Source organism: Nostoc sp. UHCC 0302 (genome assembly GCF_038096175.1).
Classification (GTDB): Bacteria; Cyanobacteriota; Cyanobacteriia; order Cyanobacteriales; family Nostocaceae; genus UHCC-0302.
The window spans coordinates 2276011-2296178 of record NZ_CP151099.1 but is presented as its reverse complement, the minus strand read 5'-3'; the positions used below and the strand labels follow the sequence as shown (position 1 = coordinate 2296178).

The 20168-nt window shown below is 41.2% G+C and carries 13 protein-coding genes and 1 pseudogene; 5 read left to right on the top strand and 9 right to left on the bottom strand.

Going from position 1 to position 20168, the window contains the following annotated elements; all coding sequences use genetic code 11:
- Window positions 1–321: 321 nt before the first annotated feature.
- Entirely contained in the window at window positions 322–963 is a 642-nt protein-coding gene (locus WKK05_RS09520) for a hypothetical protein (protein WP_341529492.1), read from the top strand.
- 10 nt (window positions 964–973) lie between these two features.
- Window positions 974–1780 carry a pentapeptide repeat-containing protein gene (locus WKK05_RS09515; protein ID WP_341529491.1) on the top strand — a complete coding sequence of 269 codons (807 nt, stop codon included), beginning with the start codon at window positions 974–976 and terminating at the stop codon, window positions 1778–1780.
- A gap of 80 nt (window positions 1781–1860) precedes the next feature.
- Here WKK05_RS09515 and WKK05_RS09510 read toward each other — a convergent pair whose 3' ends face one another.
- A complete protein-coding gene (locus WKK05_RS09510) occupies window positions 1861–2175 on the bottom strand; it encodes a chromosome segregation ATPase (protein WP_341529490.1) in 315 nt (104 codons plus the stop codon).
- A gap of 326 nt (window positions 2176–2501) precedes the next feature.
- Between WKK05_RS09510 and WKK05_RS09505 the strand changes: the two genes are divergently transcribed.
- On the top strand, window positions 2502–3605 hold the full coding sequence (locus WKK05_RS09505) for an aromatic acid exporter family protein (protein WP_341529489.1): 1104 nt from the start codon (window positions 2502–2504) through the stop codon (window positions 3603–3605).
- Window positions 3606–3887: 282 nt separating this feature from the next.
- Here the strand turns inward: WKK05_RS09505 and WKK05_RS09500 are convergent, their stop codons facing one another.
- The 7 genes from WKK05_RS09500 to WKK05_RS09470 all read right to left on the bottom strand — a co-directional run bounded on the left by WKK05_RS09500 (window position 3888) and on the right by WKK05_RS09470 (window position 13841).
- Window positions 3888–5618 (bottom strand): iron uptake porin, encoded by a 1731-nt coding sequence (locus tag WKK05_RS09500; protein ID WP_341529488.1) that lies wholly within the window; start codon window positions 5616–5618, stop codon window positions 3888–3890.
- A gap of 869 nt (window positions 5619–6487) precedes the next feature.
- Window positions 6488–7126 carry a K(+)-transporting ATPase subunit C gene (gene kdpC, locus WKK05_RS09495; RefSeq protein WP_341529487.1) on the bottom strand — a complete coding sequence of 213 codons (639 nt, stop codon included), beginning with the start codon at window positions 7124–7126 and terminating at the stop codon, window positions 6488–6490.
- The gene (locus tag WKK05_RS09490; RefSeq protein WP_341529486.1) at window positions 7126–7395 is read right to left on the bottom strand and encodes a potassium-transporting ATPase subunit F; all 270 of its coding nucleotides are present in this window, start codon (window positions 7393–7395) and stop codon (window positions 7126–7128) included. The genes kdpC and WKK05_RS09490 overlap by 1 nt, the downstream gene beginning before the upstream one ends.
- A 6-nt stretch (window positions 7396–7401) precedes the next feature.
- Entirely contained in the window at window positions 7402–9543 is a 2142-nt protein-coding gene (kdpB, locus tag WKK05_RS09485; protein ID WP_341529485.1) for a potassium-transporting ATPase subunit KdpB, read from the bottom strand.
- 264 nt (window positions 9544–9807) lie between these two features.
- Complete coding sequence (gene kdpA / locus WKK05_RS09480; protein ID WP_341529484.1) at window positions 9808–11553, bottom strand: potassium-transporting ATPase subunit KdpA; 1746 nt, start codon at window positions 11551–11553, stop codon at window positions 9808–9810.
- Window positions 11554–12578: 1025 nt separating this feature from the next.
- Complete coding sequence (locus WKK05_RS09475) at window positions 12579–13076, bottom strand: DUF6174 domain-containing protein (RefSeq protein WP_341529483.1); 498 nt, start codon at window positions 13074–13076, stop codon at window positions 12579–12581.
- A 309-nt stretch (window positions 13077–13385) separates the two neighbouring features.
- Window positions 13386–13841, bottom strand: coding sequence for a hypothetical protein (locus WKK05_RS09470; RefSeq protein WP_341529482.1), 456 nt, complete (start codon window positions 13839–13841; stop codon window positions 13386–13388).
- A gap of 1127 nt (window positions 13842–14968) precedes the next feature.
- On the opposite strand from WKK05_RS09470, the gene WKK05_RS09465 reads away from it, so the two are divergent.
- Window positions 14969–15166: a hypothetical protein gene (locus WKK05_RS09465; protein WP_341529481.1), complete on the top strand. Its 198-nt coding sequence runs from the start codon at window positions 14969–14971 to the stop codon at window positions 15164–15166.
- A 627-nt stretch (window positions 15167–15793) separates the two neighbouring features.
- Here WKK05_RS09465 and WKK05_RS09460 read toward each other — a convergent pair.
- A pseudogene (locus WKK05_RS09460) lies at window positions 15794–17131 on the bottom strand (IS4 family transposase).
- A gap of 599 nt (window positions 17132–17730) precedes the next feature.
- On the opposite strand from WKK05_RS09460, the gene WKK05_RS09455 reads away from it, so the two are divergent.
- Window positions 17731–19824 (top strand): hypothetical protein, encoded by a 2094-nt coding sequence (locus WKK05_RS09455; RefSeq protein WP_341529480.1) that lies wholly within the window; start codon window positions 17731–17733, stop codon window positions 19822–19824.
- Window positions 19825–20168: the final 344 nt, after the last annotated feature.

Below are 20168 nucleotides of genomic sequence, written 5' to 3'. Positions count from 1 at the left end.
TGAACATAAAACCCTGACACCAAAAGACTTTCAAACCTATTCCCTGTCTCCTGCTATACCAACAGGCTGAAAAAGCTGAATTTTTATATTCTGTAAAGCTCTGTGGACATAGCTGTGCTTACTACGTAGCGTTACCGCCAGGAGAAGGGTAGGTGGGCTTGGTTGGTGTGCAAAATGAACCCCGAATTACATTCACTAGGGCTTAAGTTGACTCAAACCCTTGATTTTTCGTGACTCATGTACTTAGCCTTATGGTAGTTTAGGGTTAAACTCATATATTGCAATAGATAACTTTTACCCTAATGACCGGAGAGCAAAACTTTGGGAATAGAACTACGCAGTTTTGTATTTCTCGACAACCTACAACCTCAACACGCGGCATACATAGGAACAGTAGCCCAAGGTTTTTTACCATTACCAGGAGATACATCGCTGTGGATTGAAATCTCTCCTGGTGTTGAAATTAATCGGATTACCGATATAGCGCTTAAAGCTGCCTCTGTCCGTCCGGGAGTACAGGTAGTAGAACGACTATACGGTTTATTGGAAATTCATTCTAGCTCTCAAGGGGAAACGCGAACTGCTGGTCAAGCTATTTTGGCGACATTAGGAGTCCGAAAAGAAGAATGTCTCAAACCACGTGTTATTTCTACTCAGATTATTCGGAACATCGATGCTTACCAAACACAACTGATCAATCGCACGCGGCGGGGGCAGCTACTACTTGCAGGGCAAACGCTGTATGTATTAGAGGTTGAACCGGCTGCTTACGCTGCACTGGCTGCCAATGAAGCGGAGAAAGCGGCATTGATTAATATTCTTGAAGTTCAAGCTGTCGGCAGTTTTGGACGGCTTTACTTGGGTGGACAAGAACGAGATATTCTTGCAGGTGCGGCGGGAGCATTAGCGGCGATTGAAAATGTAGCTGGTCGGGTACATCCCCAAAGTGGACGTAAGGAGTAAAGGATAGAACATGGCAAATCGAGAGCATCTGGCTTTACTCAAAGCAGGTGCAGTCACATGGATTGAGTGGAGACAGAATAATCCCCAGATTGAACCAGACCTCAGTGCTGCAAACTTACAAGGGGGTAACTTTAGAGGGGCGCATCTCCAAGAGGCAAACTTGAGTAGGGTGGATCTGAGTAATGCTTTACTTGTACGAGCCAACCTTAGCGGTGCTAACTTTGGTAGTGCTAACCTCTATAAAGCCAAGCTGATTGAAGCTAACCTGAGCGGGGCTAACTTTAGTGTTGCTAACTTGAGCAGTGCTACACTTACAGAGGCAGATTTGAGCCATGCCAATCTGATTGGAGCTGATTTGAGTCAGGCGAATCTCAGAGGAGCTGCGATCGCTCAAGCTAATCTAATTGGAACTGACTTAAGAGAGGCGAACTTAAGAGAAGCAGATTTGGGTGCTGCGAAGCTAATACGGACTAATCTCTGTTTTGCCAACCTCATAGCAGCTAATTTGATTGCAGCTGACCTCAGCGAGGCAAACTTGTACGAAGCAGAAGTGATGGGGGCTTACCTTTATAAAACTGACCTCTACAAAGCTAATCTGGCTAAGGCTCGCTTGGGTGGCGCATATTTGTTCCAAGCTAACTTGAGTGAGGCTGACTTGAGAGGCGCTAACTTGGGATGGGCTAATCTCACACAAGCGAACCTCAGAGGAGCTAATCTTAGAGGAGCTAATCTTAGAGGAGCTAACCTTAAAGGAGCTAACCTGAACGGCGCGAATTTTCAAGAAACTATTATGCCTGATGGTTCCAAGCACGATTAATTTATCAAAATAATTTTTGGTCATCAGTGCTGAGTGACTACTCAGCACTACTGAGCGATCGCTAATTTGATCAAAGCCAATCACTGGCTTGTCAAAATTCGACTAACTTGTTCTAACTGCAATGGTTTGCGTTCAATATTCTGGAAACAATCAATTTTTTGCAGATAACTATACGCTGTTTTAAAGTTACTTAAATTCACTAAGACAATATCTTCATAAACCGACTCTTGCGGACTCTTCACATCCAAAATTACTTCTTGTAGATTATTTTGGGTAATAGCGAGTTTCAAATATTTCAAAAATAACTCACGTTTTTTGGAACGGACACTCAGCAAGTACCAATTACCATTCACGGGTGGTGGTGCTGAAGAATCTATAGGTTGTAAAGGTGACATAATTTCGGCGATACAGATGAAGGTGATAGTGAGATTAAAACTGCTTTAAGCGTGCTAAGTAAAGAATCTCGATATAACCATAGCATCTTGCATTCAGGAATCTACTGTCAGGGATTGGCTAGTCTGTGTTTTTCTATTTTGGCATTTTGGCATATTTGATGAATATCGGTTTGTTATCCTACAGATCCGCGAATGTCTTTGTGCAACAGTAAAAACTTGCAGAATCCCTCGGTTTACTACTGGGGGTATTTTTTATTTCGGAATTAAGACCCGTCAGATTTAAAGTAGGATAAGTTCATTGCGTTACGCCGATCAACCCAACACGCATGGCAGAACTATCTGATAGGCGATCGCCTAGACGGAAAATCATCTCAGCATTAAAAACTTGGGCTGCTACTCCTCATGGAATATCAACAGTTCTACTGGCCAAGATGGCGCTAAAAATGGCAGTAGCATCAGTAATATCTTTGGTGATTGCTCAGGGGTTGCGATGGAACTACCCGTTATATGCAGCGATCGCAGCCATCATTGTTATGTCATCTACACATGGCAGCACTCTCAGCCTGGGTATTCAGCGGATGATTGGGACGGTGATAGGTGGTATAAGTGGAGCAATCTTTGCGGTTGCATTGGGTAGCAATTTTTGGTCATTGGGAATAAGTGTTTTCTTAACTATCTTTCTCACTTCCTACTGGAAATTCAATGAGGCGGCAAAGTTGGCAGGGTATGTTTCAGCACTTGTCATCTTGAGCCACAGCGAAGTTGCTTGGCTCTATGCGTGGGGTAGATGTCTCGAAACCTTTTTGGGCATCGTTGTGGCACTGTTGGTGAATAACTTCATTTTTCCGGCCTCTGCTGGAAAAGAATTGAGGCGTTGTCTATCGCAAACGCTAACTGATTTAGAGCAGTTTTACGCCTTAGTAGTAGACTCTGCGTTTACAGGAAATTATGATCGCCCTCATGTAGATGCATTGAAAATCAAGATTATTGGTTCACTTCAGAAAGGGCGATCGCTATGGAAGGAAGTCAAACAAGGACAGACAAACGAACCGCCAGAAAAGCAAATTAATGAAGCTTGGGAGTTTCTCATCCGCAGAATTTGGGAACACACTCTAACAATGGAACATACTGTACTTGCTCGCCAGCAAGATATTTTTTGGCAGATTCTTTCACGCCAAATTACCCAACTTGCCCAAGAAACGCAAAGTGCGATGCTTGTTTTAGCAACAGCCGTCAAGTCCGGCAAGTCTGATATATCCTTGTCTGGAATAGAAGTTGCACTAACCAAGGCTACAGAGCAATTAAACCAGCTACAAGAAATGAAACAGCAAGATTATCCAATGGATGAGCTACTGCGGTTTTTCACATTCTTCTACACGATGGAAGAAGTAGGGAGGAAGTTGCAAAGAATGGCAGATATGCTGAGTTAGGAATTGGGGATGGGAGAAACGCGAAAAAGTGAGATCCTCGTGAAATAGGCTGTTCTTGAGCAGGGGGAGCAGGGGGAGTAAAGAGACATATTAGTACTTTTTACTACTGAAACAGATTGTTTATACACTTATTTCTTTCTCTTCCCCTGCCTCCCTTGCCTCCCCTGCCTCCCCTGCCTCCCTTGCCTCCCCTGCTCACCCATCTCACAAAATCGCATTGCTCTTATTGGGGATTGGGATTGGGGATTAGTTATTCTTCCCTACTCCCCACTCCCCTAACCCTTAAAAATTAAAGGTTGTTCTCAACGTCCCAATGATTGCATCATCGTTGTTGCCACCACCTTGACCAGGATTTGTCAACCAAATTATCCCAGGGGTAATAGAAATATTATCGCTGATGCGATACTTGTAAAAGCCTTCAAAGTGGTAAGGTTTATCACCATTGACGCTGCCTAAGTATGGCTGCACACCTGCGAAAACTCCTAAAACGTTGCCTCTCCTACCAAAATCTGGTAATGCTACCCCAGCACCGTAACTCCAAACTTCACCATTATCATTAGCACCAAAGCCCGTGATATCGCTGTAAAGTACAAAGCCACTAATAGACAATTTGTCACTAGGTTTAAAAGCTGCTTCAAAACCAAAGGAATTGCTGACGTAAGGATTGCCACCAGCAACAAAGTTTGCTTGTGCAGTCCCAACTACAGCATTAGTCACTGAACCTGTGTCGAATAAAGCACTACCTCCACCATGATAACCGTGGACGTAAGTTGCAGCTAAAGTTAGGCGATCGCCAACATTTAAATTCAACTGTCCTAAAGCCGCATAATTACCCTCAAACAAACCTGAACCTGGATTAGGGTTATTCGGTTCAGATGCCAAGTACCCAAAAGTTAATGAAGGTTTGAAGCTACTGTTGCTATTCCCAAAACCTAAGTTGAAACCGATACCAGCACCGCCACCAATCCGGTAGATTGGGCTTTCAGAAGCAAAGGTAGACAAAGCACCGTTACCACCATCAAAATCCTCAAAGTATGGGTTGACAGTAGGAACGTAATCGCTTTGAATACCTCCAGTAGCAGCAATGTAAACTTGTGAGTTGCCAACTGGAAAGTAGTACGCCAACCAGTCGATGAAAGCACTGTTATCGTTAGAAGGGGATAAGTTAAAGGTTTGAGTTCCTTCAAATGTGTCATTTGATAAAGCCAATCTAGTGGCATTACCAGCAGCAATCCTAGTGTGCAAGACATCTTTACCTGTGAAGCTGCTTTGGAAGTCTAAACGCACCCTATCTTGAAATACAGTGTTGTTGTTGTCGCCGCTGCCAAAGTTATCGGTAAGAGCAAAAATTGCCTCACCCACAAGTTTAGTTGTAGTAGAAAACTGATTTGCTTCCAGTTCCGCAGTACGTGTTTCTAGAGAATCTACTCGACCCCGTAAGGTTGCTAATTCTGCTGAGAATTCTTCTTGCAAACGCTGGAGAGTTGCCAAATCTTGTTTTGTTACTAAGTCAGCTGTTGCTGTCGCAATCAGTTCATTAACCCGATCTAAACAAGCATTCAAACCTGCGGCAAACTCGTAACGAGTTAATGCCCGGTTACCACGGTAAGTGCCATTAGGATATCCTGCAATACAACCGTAACGTTCAACCAGGGATTGCAACGCTTGAAATGCCCAGTCTGTTGGCTGTACATCAGAAAACTGAGAGACTGATGTCACCTGAGACAGTGAATTCTGGTTATTGCCTTCACGCCTATAGCGGTCAACTTGTTCTAAAACGTTATTCTCATCAGTTTTAGCTTGAGCAACCAACTGCTGGTTAACTTTTGGTTGCGTTGTTTGAATGAATATTGAACTATCAGAAGTTATTGGTGCTTCTGTCAAAACTACTTTTGTCTTTATATCTTCAGCCGAGCTAAGTACTTTCGCAGCCATAGCTCTAGCGGAACCCAACACCGTCACTCCCAAAACTACTGGACTGATTACCAGAGTTTTCCACAATAAATCAGACATGTTTTATTTTCCTTTCCAACAAAGACCCAGAATTAATGGCTTCAAGAAAAAGAGAACAAGTAGTTATCGTACTTCCGGAAATCTTATCAGATTGAAGTGATATAAACTACTGTGTGTCACGGAAATTTTACATAAAATTGGAAGTTCTTAAAGATGGACTGTTTACCAATTAGTCCGTTTATCTATAAAAAGTAAAGGCATCAGTCGTCAAGAGCCAGAATGGCACTATGAAGCTGGCGGATAAATAAATGGTGAAACACCACACTAATAATCTTAGATAAGTGTGGTCTTCAATATAGGACTCATATTTGATTGCGTGAAAAAACCTTAGTACACTTTTATTCCTTTTTACCTGTTTCCTGTCTCTAGAAGTGTTTCAAGAATCAAATCGGATTCCTATAGATGTCAGTCTGAAAATCTACCTAATTACATTTTTGGTAGTCTTAAAGGCGATCGCTTAATTTTTATAAGTCTTATTCCAAATTCTTTCTAAGGTTTCAATCTGCTTTTGCCTTTGAAGATTTAGCTGATGAATTCTTTCTAAGTTTTCATTTTGCTACTAGCTGTTAACTATGCGCTTGTGACGCTGCTTTTTATAATCTATAAACAATATCGCAGTGAATCACCTGATGTTGATGGAAAAACTGCAAGACAGGTAGTAAATCTAGCAATAATTTCCGAATTTCAACTTGATTAAATAAAAAGTTTGATTGACTGATTGCGGGAATGCAACTGTCCTCAACAGGCTTTGACAGTTTGCTGGTGCAGGGAAGATATTCACACATAAAAGGGGTGTAAACTTGAGTCCTGGAACTTTCTCAGTTAGAAGAAGTTACAGGGAACGGCTATTTCTGCCGCATCCCATGCCTTTATCCTTTAATCTGATCTAAAGCTAAATTCAGCTTCAAAACATTAACTCCAGGTTCACCAAAGATACCGAGAAAACGACCATCGCTATTTTGGGCAATCAAAGTTTCCAGTTGGGTGGATTGAATTCCTCGCGCCTTGGCTACTCGTGCAATTTGCGCTGTTGCAGCTTCAGGGGTAATGTGGGGGTCAAGGCTGGAACCAGAGGTGTAGACTAAATCGCCAGTTGGCTGCACACCTGCTGTTTTCAGACGATTGAAGTCACCTTCAACCTTTTTGCTGGGGTCGGGGTCATCTTTACCTTTGATGCGTTCCAGCAATGCGGGATTACTGGGAGCCAAGTTGCTAGCGCCAGAAACCCCAGTTCTTAAAACTCCCGCATCATCCTTTTTGGGGTCGGCGGTGCTGTAGCTCGTGGTACTGGGACGACTGTTAAAATAGCGATCGCTACTAAAAGGTTGACCAATCAAAGCAGAACCCACAACTTGACCTGCATTATTTTTTAGCAGACTGCCATTGGCTTGAAATGGAAACACAATCTGCCCAATAGCAATCATCCCAAAAGGATAAATAATCGCGACCATAACCCAGAGTACCAAGGTAGAACGAATAGCTCTACTAGCTTCACGTGCAAAACTCATTAGAATTTCTCCGGTACAAACATTACAAAAAATAAATAGATAGAAAGCCCTAGTGTCACCATTCCTAACAGCCCCAATCCCCAAGATTGACTGCGGGAAAGCTCTTCACCAGTAGCTGCATAGACTAGAGGTGCAACCACTAGGTTGAAACACATCGCCAAGAATAAATACAGTGGCAGCTTTTGTCTACGCCATTGACACCAGATTTCAGTTATTTCTTCTAATACTTGAGATGCAAGAATAGTGCGTCGGATCTGAATAGGTTTCATAGTAAATTAAGACAAAGGTAGAATAATATCTATAAGTTTGATGGCAATGAAGGGAGCAACGATGCCGCCAAGACCAAAGATGAAGATGTTGCGACGTAGCAGTTGATCTGCTGTTAAAGGTAAAAACTTCACCCCTCTGAGTGCTAGCGGAATTAGTGCCGGAATAATCAAAGCATTGTAAATCAGCGCCGAGACGATCGCAGATTGGGCGCTCTTTAATCCCATAATATTAAGTGCGCCGATTCCAGCAGCTGCAAAGATAGTAGGAATGATGGCAAAATACTTGGCAATATCGTTAGCAATGGAGAATGTTGTCAACGCTCCACGAGTAATTAGCAACTGTTTACCTATGGTTACTAGGTCAATTAGCTTCGTCGGGTCTGAGTCTAAGTCCACCATGTTAGCAGCTTCTTTGGCAGCTTGCGTCCCAGAGTTCATTGCCACACCCACGTTTGCTTGAGCCAAAGCAGGGGCATCATTAGTACCATCCCCAGTCATTGCCACCAGTTTACCCTGAGATTGTTCAGAGCGAATTACCTCAATTTTGTCTTCTGGAGTCGCTTCGGCAATGAAATCATCTACCCCGGCTTCCTCGGCAATTACCGAAGCGGTAATCCGGTTGTCACCTGTGAGCATGATAGTCTTAACACCCATGCGGCGGAGTTGGTCAAAGCGTTCCCGCAAACCAGGTTTCACAATATCTTTGAGGTAAATGACACCATAAATCTTGTCATCTTGGCAAACAGCTAAAGGTGTACCGCCTAATCGGGAAACTCGCTCATAAGCTGCGTCTATATCATCAGGAACGTAACCACCACGAGAACGGACAAATCCCTTAATGGCATCCACTGCACCTTTGCGAATTTGTTTACCATCGGGGAGATTCGTGCCACTCATCCGGGTTTTTGCCGAAAATTCCACACCTTCGGCTTTGTCGCTCTTGAAATCTACCGCAGCCTGAGACTTTTCTGCCAATATCACAATTGACTTGCCTTCTGGTGTTTCATCAAACAAGCTAGCAGCTAGGGAAACTCGCGCCACATCTTCTAGTGAGTGATTATCCAGAGGAATAAACTCATCAGCCATCCGGTTTCCCAAGGTGATAGTGCCTGTCTTATCCAGCACCAAGGTGTTGATATCGCCGCAGGCTTCTACTGCTCGACCAGAGGTAGCAATGACGTTAAACTGGGCAACTCTATCCATTCCTGCAATACCGATCGCACTGAGCAAACCACCAATAGTTGTAGGTATTAAAGCTACCAGTAGCGAGATTAGAATAGCAACGCTAGCACCCGCCCGCAAACTGTTTCCCGCCTCAGCTCCAAAGGCCGTGCTGATAAAGGTGGCGATGTAGCCGACAAATGGGGGCATAGTTGCCACCACAATCAGGAATACTTGTGTTAACACTGCCAACAATACCGTCAAAGCAATCTCGTTGGGAGTCTTGCTGCGTTCTGCTCCTTCTACCAGGGAGATCATGCGATCAATAAAGCCTTGACCAGGATCAGCACTAATGCGAATTGTTAACTCGTCGGAGAGTAAGCGTGTGCCGCCTGTCACCGAACTGGCAATATCTGTACCTGGCTGCTTCAATACAGGGGCAGATTCTCCAGTAATTGCAGACTCATCCACCGAGCCAATGCCTTTAATTACATCTCCATCGGCGGGAATCATGTTGTTTGCAACCACCTTGACCAAATCGCCCCTTCGCAGTTCCGTAGAATTGACTTGTTGTATCGAACCATCAGGGAGAATTTTATTGGCGATCGTATCTGATCGCGTCGATCGCAGCGAATCAGCCTGTGCTTTCCCACGTCCTTCTGCTACAGCTTCGGCAAAGTTGGCAAAAACGAGTGTAAAAAAGAGAATAAAGGTAATTAACCCGTTTAACAAGCGTTGTTGATTGATATCCGCCTGAATTGTGCCAAACAGATTTGGGTTAAGGCTAACAAGAAAGGTGACAATTGTCCCTACCCAAACAACAAACATAACGGGGTTTTTGACAGTAATTCGTGGATCGAGCTTGATAAATGACTCACGAATTGCTCTCTGATAAAGCCCCCGCATATTTGTTTTAGGGGTGTGCTTGCGCGAGTCACGAGTTCCAGATGCAATACGGGGCGAAGGAGAATCAGTAGTAATTGGCATACATTAAATTTTGGGAATGGAGCATTGGGCATTAGGCATAGAAAGATGAGGTAGATGAACGAGTATCTGATACCAGTTGGAAAAAAGAATGCGACAAATAGACCATTTGTAGAGACGCGATTCATCGCGTCTTCATCCAAGAATGTGTTGCAATCATTAAATTGAATTAGTATGAGGTGGATGAATCCAGTTCCGAGGTGGATGAATCAGTTTCTAATTCTCCTTATCTCCCTTGTCCCCTCATACCTCCCCACTTTCTACTCCCTAGCCAATACCTTTAGCGATAAAAAACGCTTCACCAATGGGGCCTAATGCCAGTACTGGGAAGAATGTAAGTGCGCCCAGGATTAAAATCACGCCTGCGGTAACGCCTGTAAATAGTCCAGTATCGGTTCGCAATGTACCAGTGGTATAGGGAACAGCTTGCTTACGAGACATACTATCTGCTAAAAACAGCAAACCCAGAATTGGAATATAGCGTCCAGCAATTAAACTGAAGCAGGTACTCAAGTTCCACCACAGGGCAGTTGCAGTGGGTTTTGCACCTGTAGCGATCGCCAAAGGAGACGGTTGTGAATCTCCCAAACCTTCAAACCCAGAACCGTTATTAGCAGCAGCCGAGGCATATTCGTAGATAACTTGAGCAAAGCCGTGGAAACCTGGATTACTAATTCCTGATAGTTGATCGGGAAATGCCAAAGCAATACCTGCGGGAATCATAATTGCGATCGGGTGAACCAGCAGAATCAGGAAACTAGCAAATACAACCTCGCGCTTCTCAATCTTGCGTCCCAGAAATTCTGGTGTGCGTCCTACCATCAGCCCTGTAGCGAACACAGCCAGAATCAGGTAAGCAAACAAATAAGCAGTTCCTGTACCCTGTCCACCCCAGATAATTTGCAGGAACATATTAGAAAGGGTAATAAAACCGCCGTTGGGCATAAAGGAGTCGTGTAAACTATTGACTGCGCCGCACATAGTACCAGTTGTACTCGTTGCAAATAGTGCAGATTGCGCCCAACCAAACCGGACTTCTTTACCCTCTAGGTTCGGTTGCTGACTACCCAGCAGTGCATTCACAGCCGGATTGCCGTTGTATTCACCAATGGCAGTGACGATGATAAATATTACATAGAGAACACCGACCATGCCATAAACTAACCAAGCTTGCTTAGTATTATTAGCAAACAAGCCATAGGTGTAGATTAGGGCAGTGGGAATCGAAAGCATTGCCACGATTTGAATTAAGTTAGTAAATCCGCTGGGATTTTCAAAGGGGTGTGCTGAGTTGATGGCGAAAAAGCCGCCGCCGTTTTCCCCTAATTGCTTGATAATTTCAAAATGGGCAACGGGGCCACGAGCGATCGCCTGACTAATATTCGGATTTTCCAAAGTAGGGAATACAACTGCACCCCCCAGTGTTTCTGGAACGCCAGCTGCTATCAAAACAATGCCACCCACAATACAAATAGGCAGCAAAATTCGGGTAATCGAGCGAATTAGGTCTACATAAAAGTTGCCTAACGATCTACCAGTCAATCCCCGAATAAAAGCAATTCCTACTGCCAAACCAGTTGCCGCAGAGGTAAACATATGATAACCAAGCCCCCACATTTGGCTACCATAACTCATGTAGGTTTCACCAGAATAGTGCTGCTGGTTGGTATTAGTAATAAAAGAAATAGTAGTATGCAGCACTGTGTCCCAAGTTGGGGCATTTATCCCCGTGGGATTTAGGGGCAACCATCCCTGATTCATGATGATCAAGAAAATCAGCAACCCCATTGCTACGTTGCTGTATAGAATTGCCCGCCCATACTGCCAACCCGTCATATTTTCTTTGCTTTTAACACCAACTAAGGCATAAAGCACTCGTTCAACCGGATTCAAAATTGGGTCGAGAAAAGTACTTTGCTCTAGGTAGACACACGCCATGTAGCGCCCAAAGAAGGGAGTAATCGCTACTACAATTAATAGCGTTAATGCAATTTGAATCCATCCTTGCAGCATAAATCAGTCGAACTCCGCTATGAGTAAATTTAAATTGATTTCTTAAATATAAATTCAATTAATCGCGTTCATTCTCTTTAGTGATAAGACTTCAGTATTGATTTATCATTAATATTCCTGCTTCGTCTTATTTGATTGAGCTAGTAAATACTTGCTTTTATTAAATAAGTCTACTTAAGTTCCATTATTACTAATTAAATTAAGACTTTTTTTCTAATTTTTAACTCTCGTTTTATCTATAAAATCGGTAGTTTTCATATCAATGATGAAGCCTTTTTTTGAATTAGACAAGATATAATTTGATATTTGAACTAAAAATATAAGTGATATAAGTTAATTTATATATGAAGATTGAAAACGTTTATCTCAATATATATCTGCAAATATAGAAAGTTAATTTAACGTGAGTTCGATGAACCTCTCCCTCCCAACCTCCCTCTCCTACGAGGAGAGGGAGGAGCAACGAAAAAATCATGGTTTTACCCCCCTCTCCTACGAGGAGAGGGGCTGGGGGAGAGGTCAACATAGCACTTGTCGAACTCACGTTAATTTATTGCTATCAAGAAGAATACACAAGCCACAATTTAGCTTGGATATTCAGTTGAGAATTCACACATCAACTGATTGTTTGATACGCCTCTTGAAAATAGCGATCGCAAGCCAAGCCTATCTATGACAAAAAGGCGATGTTTCTAAATTAAGTAACGCGCTGTCCGACTTATTCTTAAAACCCCACTTCCATTCCTCTCCCCGTTTCGGGGAGAGGCTTTAAATCTTGCTCCCCAACGCTAGTAGGGAAGGGGCCGGGGATTAGATTTGAGAGAATTTTCCTTCCCAATTCTGTTAGCGTAGCGAGGCGCAGCCCATTCTGGCTCACCTCGGCTACTTCGACTACGCTCAGTACAAGTACGCTCGGTGGTCGCCGAGCGCAGTCGAGGTGCAGCCACCTGAATCCTGCTGTAAATGTATATTTAGAATGCAGTATCTAATTCGGGACAACTTGATTTTGCATACAGAATTGATAATCAATCAATTTTTTCTAGACTCTCAATTGTCAGGAATAGTTCATCATCAGCTACCTCGCTTTTATAATCAATATTAATTTGAGTTGGGTAGCCGAGTCTCTTGTCGTATTCTACAGTTAGGTTAGATGCTCTACGAGCGATCGCATCCCTAATAATGTTAAAAAGCTTGGGAATTGTATTATATTTCTGAAATAATTCTGCATCTGCTCGTTTCCCAGTATCTTTAAAAGTAATAGAAGTTGTAACCCCGTTACGTACTTCAATAACTACTGGTTCTGTAGCCTTGGGGAAACAAAAACAACTTCTACTAAATGTAAAGCGATAGTTAGAAATGTTCTGCCGTCTCCATAATCGGCGATTAATTCTAAACTTTGCTAAGTTTGAGCTATTAGTAACCGTTTGTATTTGTGGTGTCTGTATCGGCGGTTGAGACATTACCGATGTATTCAAACCCAAAGATGCAACTAAAATGGCACTAATCGCAATAGGCAAGCGCATATAAATCCTTTGTTAACCTTAATTCTTCCCTTCAACACGTTTAACGATCATTCCAGGAAACGTGAAATCATCTGTAACCATTCAAATGTAAGGAATCAGAAAATAACTTATAGCGATTGCCAGGCACATGAAATACACTCCACCCGCGCTGTTGCGCACCCTCCCCTTGGTAAGGGGAGGGTTGGGGAGGGGTTATTTTGTAGCTCACTGGAGTTGGAAACGCTATATAGATAGTTCAGTTATTAGAGTTAGCTTACTTCTTCAACTTCTGAGCAACAGTGGCTGTATGCTGCTCAGAAATAAAAAAGTCTATAATCCCAGAAAAAATTCTTCAAAAAATGGGTAAAACTTGCTTGCCAAGAACTCAAATTTTTTTCCAATACAATCAGGACGATCTATTTTATGGCCTGTACTATTAAACCAATCATAATTATTAGCAGGATAATAACGCAGATTAGCCATTCCCTGTTTGTAGTACCCTGATAAAATTAAAGTACTTATTTTCGGGAAAAAATTTACTTGGAAATTTTCTAAAGCATGGTTTTGACTTTTGAAAGTTATTGCCAAATTATTATTACCGATTTCTTGGGACAATGAATTAAATTGATTTTTTGGCAGAACTAAAGCTGCATGACTACTGCTAATTTTTCGTGTTAATAGCCGAAACTGAGTATTAGGAAAGACTTGCCCTGCAATATTAGCCGCCTCTGATTGGAAATCTGTTTGTATACTGTAAAGAAGTCTTTCTAACTCTGTTGCCGACATTTTTTTACCTTTCTTAAAGATAGTTTTGTACTTTATAGTTTGATAAAAGAGAGTATGAAATAAGTGTTTTAGCTTGAACCTTAGTTAATTTATCAAAAGTAGCTTAAATATTTACGCACATATAGTAGAAAATTACATTTCTTAGCATTATCTTCTAATTGAGTAACATTTGGTCTATTTTCGAGGCAGCGATAGGAAATACTGTCCGGTAGGTATAAGCGTATTTGCTGCAAGTAGCATCTAAAGGCTAAAGAGTCGATAATAAATGGATTCTGACCGCTGTCTATACAACTCAAGTAGCTTAAACTAGGGCTGACAATATTTGAATTATCGCCTTCTTGTGAACATTAGCGATCGCCTGCGCTTTCTGCAAAGAAGCTGACCAAGAGAGCGTAGCGTGTCCAAAAGCCTCAGCGGACTTTACCTTAAATGCGATCGCGTAATCATAAAACTTTTTTAGATAACTTGGATAACATTGATATGCTTTCCCATTTTATATATACATTAAGTAATTTTACATAATAAAAGTACTAGCGCAACACAGCTAATTATGAATTTTTGTACATTTAATTTTGTTTACTTAATTTAAGGAAGCCTCAACTCTGACGCTAGTCAATCGCTCGTTCTCCTACAAAGATGTGGGTGACGCTCCTAACGTCAGTCGCTCATAGTAAGCTACTGCGTTACTGAGGTAGTCCATTTTATATAAGGGATTTCTCCCAGGGGGAACTGCCGAAAGTGTTCCCTGGCTTGTTCGTCTTGAGTGGTGTGGAAACCCCCAGACACTAACTGACTCAACTTTTCGCAGTGCCTTTGTGGTAAAAAATTCTGAAACATCAAGACATAACAACACAAAAATAAAAAGCGTTTTTATCTATTTTGGAATCATCAGTTTATGATGCATAGTTATTACAATCCTCAAGTCAAGTTTATATATTTTAACTAGTCTAATTTGAAATATTTATCTTATAACTTTTGAAATAGACAAATTTTATTCCCAGGGGACTATGAAATATATTTGCTAAAATGTTACTCTCATGAGAGTTCTTAAAGGTTTTTGCACATTTGAATGTTGAAAAATGGTAGACTATCAAATAGTTCGAAAATTGAAATTTAATTTCTAAAAAATGGAAGATTCAATATTTATTATATTTCTTTCCTTTGGGTGTATTTGGATTTTGATGGGAGTTGTAGGTTTGATTGCACTTTTAAAATATGAAGGCGAGGATATTAAATTTGGTAAATGGGGACTTATAGTTGCTATCCCAATCTTAATTCCAATAATTATTGCCTTGATTATTGGATTTATTATCGCTAATAAGTAGCTAGGCATAATTTAAATTTCCTAACTTACACTTCTGCGAAGACGTAGCAAACTACGAACCATACAGTATTTTTAGTTTAATTATATCTACTTAATTGTAGCCAGTAAGTATATTGTAACTACAATAATTAGGTAGAGTGCGGCTATCTCCGGTATTGTATTTTCTCAAGGCAATTTGCTTGTAGTAATACCCTACGAAAACGCTTCTCTACTTTCGCGCAGCGTCCCGCAGGGAGAGCTACGCCAACGCGAACAGCGCAGAGTTTATGCAACTTGAATACTAATTAGCTGACAATTACTCTGTTGCTTGGTTTCAGCATCAATTGCTGTTGATTGAATAATAGAAAAGAGCGTAAAAAGCAAGTAAATTTGGATTGTAATCCCTCTTTTATCACTTTCGGGAGAGAATAATCTGGAATGCTTACAGCATAAGACTTTTACTAAAAAACCATGATTTCAGCCATTGTGTTAGAAAATAAACACTCAAATGCCTGTTCTATCTACAGTTCAAAATTTGGCTTTGATTTTTCTTTTCCCAGAGTAACAAAACAGGGGTAATACCAATTCACGAAAATATTGATACGTATAAATTTCTTGTAGGGACACGGCAATGCCCATTGGTGTCAACTTAAGAAGATTTTGCCCAAATTTGTTGGGTGTAAGCGTCAATCTGTCGATGGCGCTTACGCCTGGTTTTGACTAATCCAAAGAGCTTTTGATGTTCCACAAGATAGGGAACAGCGTCAGATGCCTCACCACGTAGAATAGCTTGAGAAAAATGGTATAAACCACGAAAAACCATCTCTGTAGAAATCAGGTCTAATGGTTGATTCAATGCGATGGCAACATCGATAGATAATTGATTGAGAACAGCATAAAAAATCCAAGTGGCAAAGATTTGAATTTGGACACCGTTAGTATCACCAACCCAGATATAAGCCAAACCCAAAAGTCGTTTGGTGAGCAAAAATGCGTCTTCAACACGCCAACGCCGACGATATAATTCACAGACTTGCTGTGCAGATAAAATGTGCGGGTCAAGTACGTTTGTTAGGTAGTAGTACCAAGTTGAACCCCACAAAACAGAAACTAAGCGTACTTGTCGTTGACAAGGATTCGAGCGATATTCCCCTAGAGAAATAATTTCATCGCGGTAGAATGTAGCATCAGTCAAACAACGGATTACCCTATAAGCAGTTTTTTCTCGAAGTCGTGTCAAGAAAAACTTATTAGATGCGGTAAACGCATCGAACCAAGGGAATTTAAAAAACCCTAAATCAAAAATTAGTAATCCACCAATTGGCAGGCGCTCTAGTAATTACTCACACCAGATTTTATCGTTAGCTTTACTGTTGTTTGTATACCAGGTTGTTACGGGATGATGATGAAATGCCTCTACCACCATCATGATTTTCCCAGCAAGTGTTTTTTGTTGTCCTTGCAGTGCTTTGAGTTTTCTTCTGAGTGCTTCTAGTGTTGACCCATCTGCAATCCAGATTGCTGTGAATTTTCCACATACTAGCTGCCAATTCTCTGGTACTGCCTGATTTTTTGGTTGTGTACTAATTCTTGCCATTACTTGCTCAAATATTTGTGCAAACAGTTCTATTGGCAATGTTCGCAATCTTTTTGACAATGCTTGGGTACTTACCAACATTGGTTCTACTCATAACAATCCTTCTTGTGACAAGACCCTCATTACTTCTCTTAATCCCGGAATCTGTCGATAGACTAAACTCACAACGATCGCCATCATCACTGGCAGAGTCAATATTCTGTCTCGCCATTTTTTCTTTTGTTCTGGCTCTTGTCCTGGTTTGTGTTCATAGGATTTGAGCGGTTTAAAGTTCAGGGGCGATAGCAATGAAAATATCTGTTTCTCGATTTCCTCTATCGGTGGCGCTGGGATATGTTTTTGTTGCCGTAGGTCTGGGTTGCCAATTCTAGCTGGTCTTTTCCTCGCCATGATGTATCACTAAGAACATCTCTATAGATGTTCTTAGATTACATCTGATCCTCACTTTTTGCTTAAGTTGACACCAATGGGCAATGCCGTGTCCCTACCAAAGTATTTGTATCATTCTTAAAGTGAAATGGTATAACCCAGAGTACGAGGGGTAATTACTAAAAGGATATATGGCGGTTCTCGGTTGAGTGCAGTACAGTTTTGACCTTTTTGCTTGTAGGAGAGAGGCTTTAAGTATTATTCCCCTTCACTTCAGTGAAGGGGTTGGGGGGTTAGGTCTATATTAGGCTCAACTGCAAATGCTATAAAAAACATAGTCCAGAACCAATCATATAAGGACTTTATATAATTAATCTACTTGATGAAACCTTTTTGCAGCAATAGCTCACCCAATTATAGATTTGTTAAATGTCTTAAGCCCTGTGAGTTCAGACGCCAGTTGTCTAGAATTAATTTTGGCTACTGAATTATTTAATTCTTTCTTGATAAATTGCATTAGAACTTAATATTATTAACGAATATAAAAAAATTCTACTTTGCATATATCTATATATAGGTATGTTATATCTACCTACAGTTTTTAAATTGCATTTAACAATATGAAACGCAAAAAAAGCCTTAACGCAGCTATAGTTGGGGTTTCATATACTCTGAAAACTAAGTTTATCTTATTAGTCTGTGTTTTTCTCATTAGTTTGTTTGGTATTTTGCTATCAAACAGCTTGATTACAAGTCAGAAAGCCCTAGCTCGGATTAACCTTCTGGAGTCGGCTCCAACTCAACCTTTAGGCTATTACGACTATTTTGGTAAATTGCTGAATCCCCAACAAGCAGCAAGAATAGTTGTCAAGCAAGGACTTGATCCTAATGACCCAATTTCCTACCAAAGAGTCGGAGCAGTTGAAATCACTGAGGAATTAATTGCCAAAGGTAAAGATATATTCTTCAACCGCAAAATTGGTGACACATTTGGACTGCAAAGAGTATTTGGTTTTGGCTCTGGCATTGCTAAAATTTTTCCAGAATTACAAATAGCAATAGTTAAGTTGCAAGGTCAGCCGACAACGAACTTACAAATTACTCTTGAGAAAGATATAACTTTAGGTCACCGAACTTTTCCCACAGGAACTGTCATCAATACAGGCTTAAAAATGGAAAAGGGAGGGACTTTTCCAATTGGACTGGGAATCACACCTAACATCGATATTAGCTGTGCTGCCTGTCACGTATCCCTTTCAAATCAAGGTGAACCTCTTTTGGGAGTACCTAATAGCGAAATTGCCGCGCCCCTGTTAGTTGCTCTAGCACCAAATTCTGCTGCGGGTTTTTCGCGGTTAAACTTTAACCCTTTAAACCCAGAATACCAAGGCAATGGGAAAATGATTCTAGACAGTAAAGGTAATCAAGTAAAATTACCTGACCCTGAAATTTTTGAAAAAGCCTTTGACGACGCAGTATTAGATGTGCCTTTCGGTAATTTTGAAAGCTCTTCAGATAGCATCAACAATACTACTCAAATTCCCAGTGTATTCACATTTAAAAATCATCCTTATTTCTTAGATGGACAGTTTGCTATAGGGCCGTTTGCAGGACTCAGCGCTACTAGCAATGGTGTTCACTCTTCGGAAATCAATCTGTTAGCAGCGGCTCAACTCAGTGAAGAAACTCTTGGTATTGACCCAGAAGTTTATATTGGTACATTTCTTCAGAATGCTGCTGACCCACGCTTACGTTTACCAAGTGACAAGATAGTCAAACCCTCGAAATGGTTGCGGGAGATTGCACCGGATGCGACACAAACAGAATTAGAAGACCAATTTGCTGCACCAGGAGCTGGAAATTCTCCTAATTTGCGTCCTAGCTTGTTTACATACAATGGTTTAATTTTCAGTCCGAATAGTGGCAACTCTAATGATATTGCTAGTGGCTCTTTCTTATTTGCTGAAAACGCCATGTCTGCTTTCCAAAATAGCTTAGTACCACCTGCTAATAAGTCTGCGGAAAACTGGCAGGCATTGAACAACCATTCTGTTAAACGTGGAGCCAAAGTATTTGAAAAAGCCAATTGTGCAACTTGCCATATTCCACCCTTTTTCACAGATAACAAAATTCATCCAGTTGATGAAATTGGTACTAACCCAGCTCGTGCTGAATCTCGCCTAGCGCTGAGTAATCTTTTAGTAACGCCCAAGCTTTACACTTTCAACACTCCCGTTCCCATACCTGTTAACGCTGAAGTGTTAGATGTGCCAACGCAGGGCATCTCTGATAGTCCCACAACCTTACCTAAAGGAATATTACCGAAAGGTGGTTACAAAACTACTTCCTTGCGTGGTCTTCATTTAAGCGCACCATATTTGCACGATGGTGGTGTAGCAGTTCGAGCAGGAAGTATAAAATTTGATTCTAATGGCAGCTTTACTGTTGTTGATCAAAGCGGCTTAGGGCTAACTGGCACTCTCAGTCAAAGTATATCTGCTGATGCCGCTAGCAGCTTGCGTGCCTTACTTGATCGAGAACTTCGTGCCTTAGTTGTGAAAGCTAACACAGCTAACCCTAGTTTAGTACGTAGTAATCTTGATGGTACAGGACATGAATTTTACGTAGATAGGCAAGCTGGATTTAATCCAAAGCAGCAAACAGACTTGATTAATTTCTTACTGGCACTTGATGATGAGCCTGCTAGATTTTAATTCAAGCCCAGCTTAAATTTTTGATGTTCTAACTCAGTTGCTATATTAGCTTTTGAGACTACTTTCACCCTCGTAATAATTTTAGCAGCCAAGCGATCGCTTCTTCTTTTTTAAGGAGCGATCGCATTAACAGGCTCTGGCAACGGCAATATTTACAGGGCGATGTTCTCGAAAAACAACTAAATTACTAGAAATTTTCCGAAAAATAGAAAAAATATACGTATCTATAAGCTTTTTAAGGATTTTTTTCTCACGATTGATTTAGGATTCCTATAGCTAAACATAAGATTATTAAGTTATATTACACAAAGCATAATTGTTACTAACCAAACTGAAATTGGAAT

What these genes read in the sequence shown, in the direction of transcription:
- WKK05_RS09515 (WP_341529491.1), top strand. Translation starts at nt 974, where the DNA reads ATGGCAAATCGAGAGCATCTGGCTTTACTCAAAGCAGGTGCAGTCACA.
- WKK05_RS09510 (WP_341529490.1), bottom strand. Translation starts at nt 2,175, where the DNA reads ATGTCACCTTTACAACCTATAGATTCTTCAGCACCACCACCCGTGAAT.
- WKK05_RS09505 (WP_341529489.1), top strand. Translation starts at nt 2,502, where the DNA reads ATGGCAGAACTATCTGATAGGCGATCGCCTAGACGGAAAATCATCTCA.
- WKK05_RS09500 (WP_341529488.1), bottom strand. Translation starts at nt 5,618, where the DNA reads ATGTCTGATTTATTGTGGAAAACTCTGGTAATCAGTCCAGTAGTTTTG.
- kdpC (WP_341529487.1), bottom strand. Translation starts at nt 7,126, where the DNA reads ATGAGTTTTGCACGTGAAGCTAGTAGAGCTATTCGTTCTACCTTGGTA.
- WKK05_RS09490 (WP_341529486.1), bottom strand. Translation starts at nt 7,395, where the DNA reads ATGAAACCTATTCAGATCCGACGCACTATTCTTGCATCTCAAGTATTA.
- kdpB (WP_341529485.1), bottom strand. Translation starts at nt 9,543, where the DNA reads ATGCCAATTACTACTGATTCTCCTTCGCCCCGTATTGCATCTGGAACT.
- kdpA (WP_341529484.1), bottom strand. Translation starts at nt 11,553, where the DNA reads ATGCTGCAAGGATGGATTCAAATTGCATTAACGCTATTAATTGTAGTA.
- WKK05_RS09475 (WP_341529483.1), bottom strand. Translation starts at nt 13,076, where the DNA reads ATGCGCTTGCCTATTGCGATTAGTGCCATTTTAGTTGCATCTTTGGGT.
- WKK05_RS09470 (WP_341529482.1), bottom strand. Translation starts at nt 13,841, where the DNA reads ATGTCGGCAACAGAGTTAGAAAGACTTCTTTACAGTATACAAACAGAT.
- WKK05_RS09465 (WP_341529481.1), top strand. Translation starts at nt 14,969, where the DNA reads ATGGAAGATTCAATATTTATTATATTTCTTTCCTTTGGGTGTATTTGG.
- WKK05_RS09455 (WP_341529480.1), top strand. Translation starts at nt 17,731, where the DNA reads ATGAAACGCAAAAAAAGCCTTAACGCAGCTATAGTTGGGGTTTCATAT.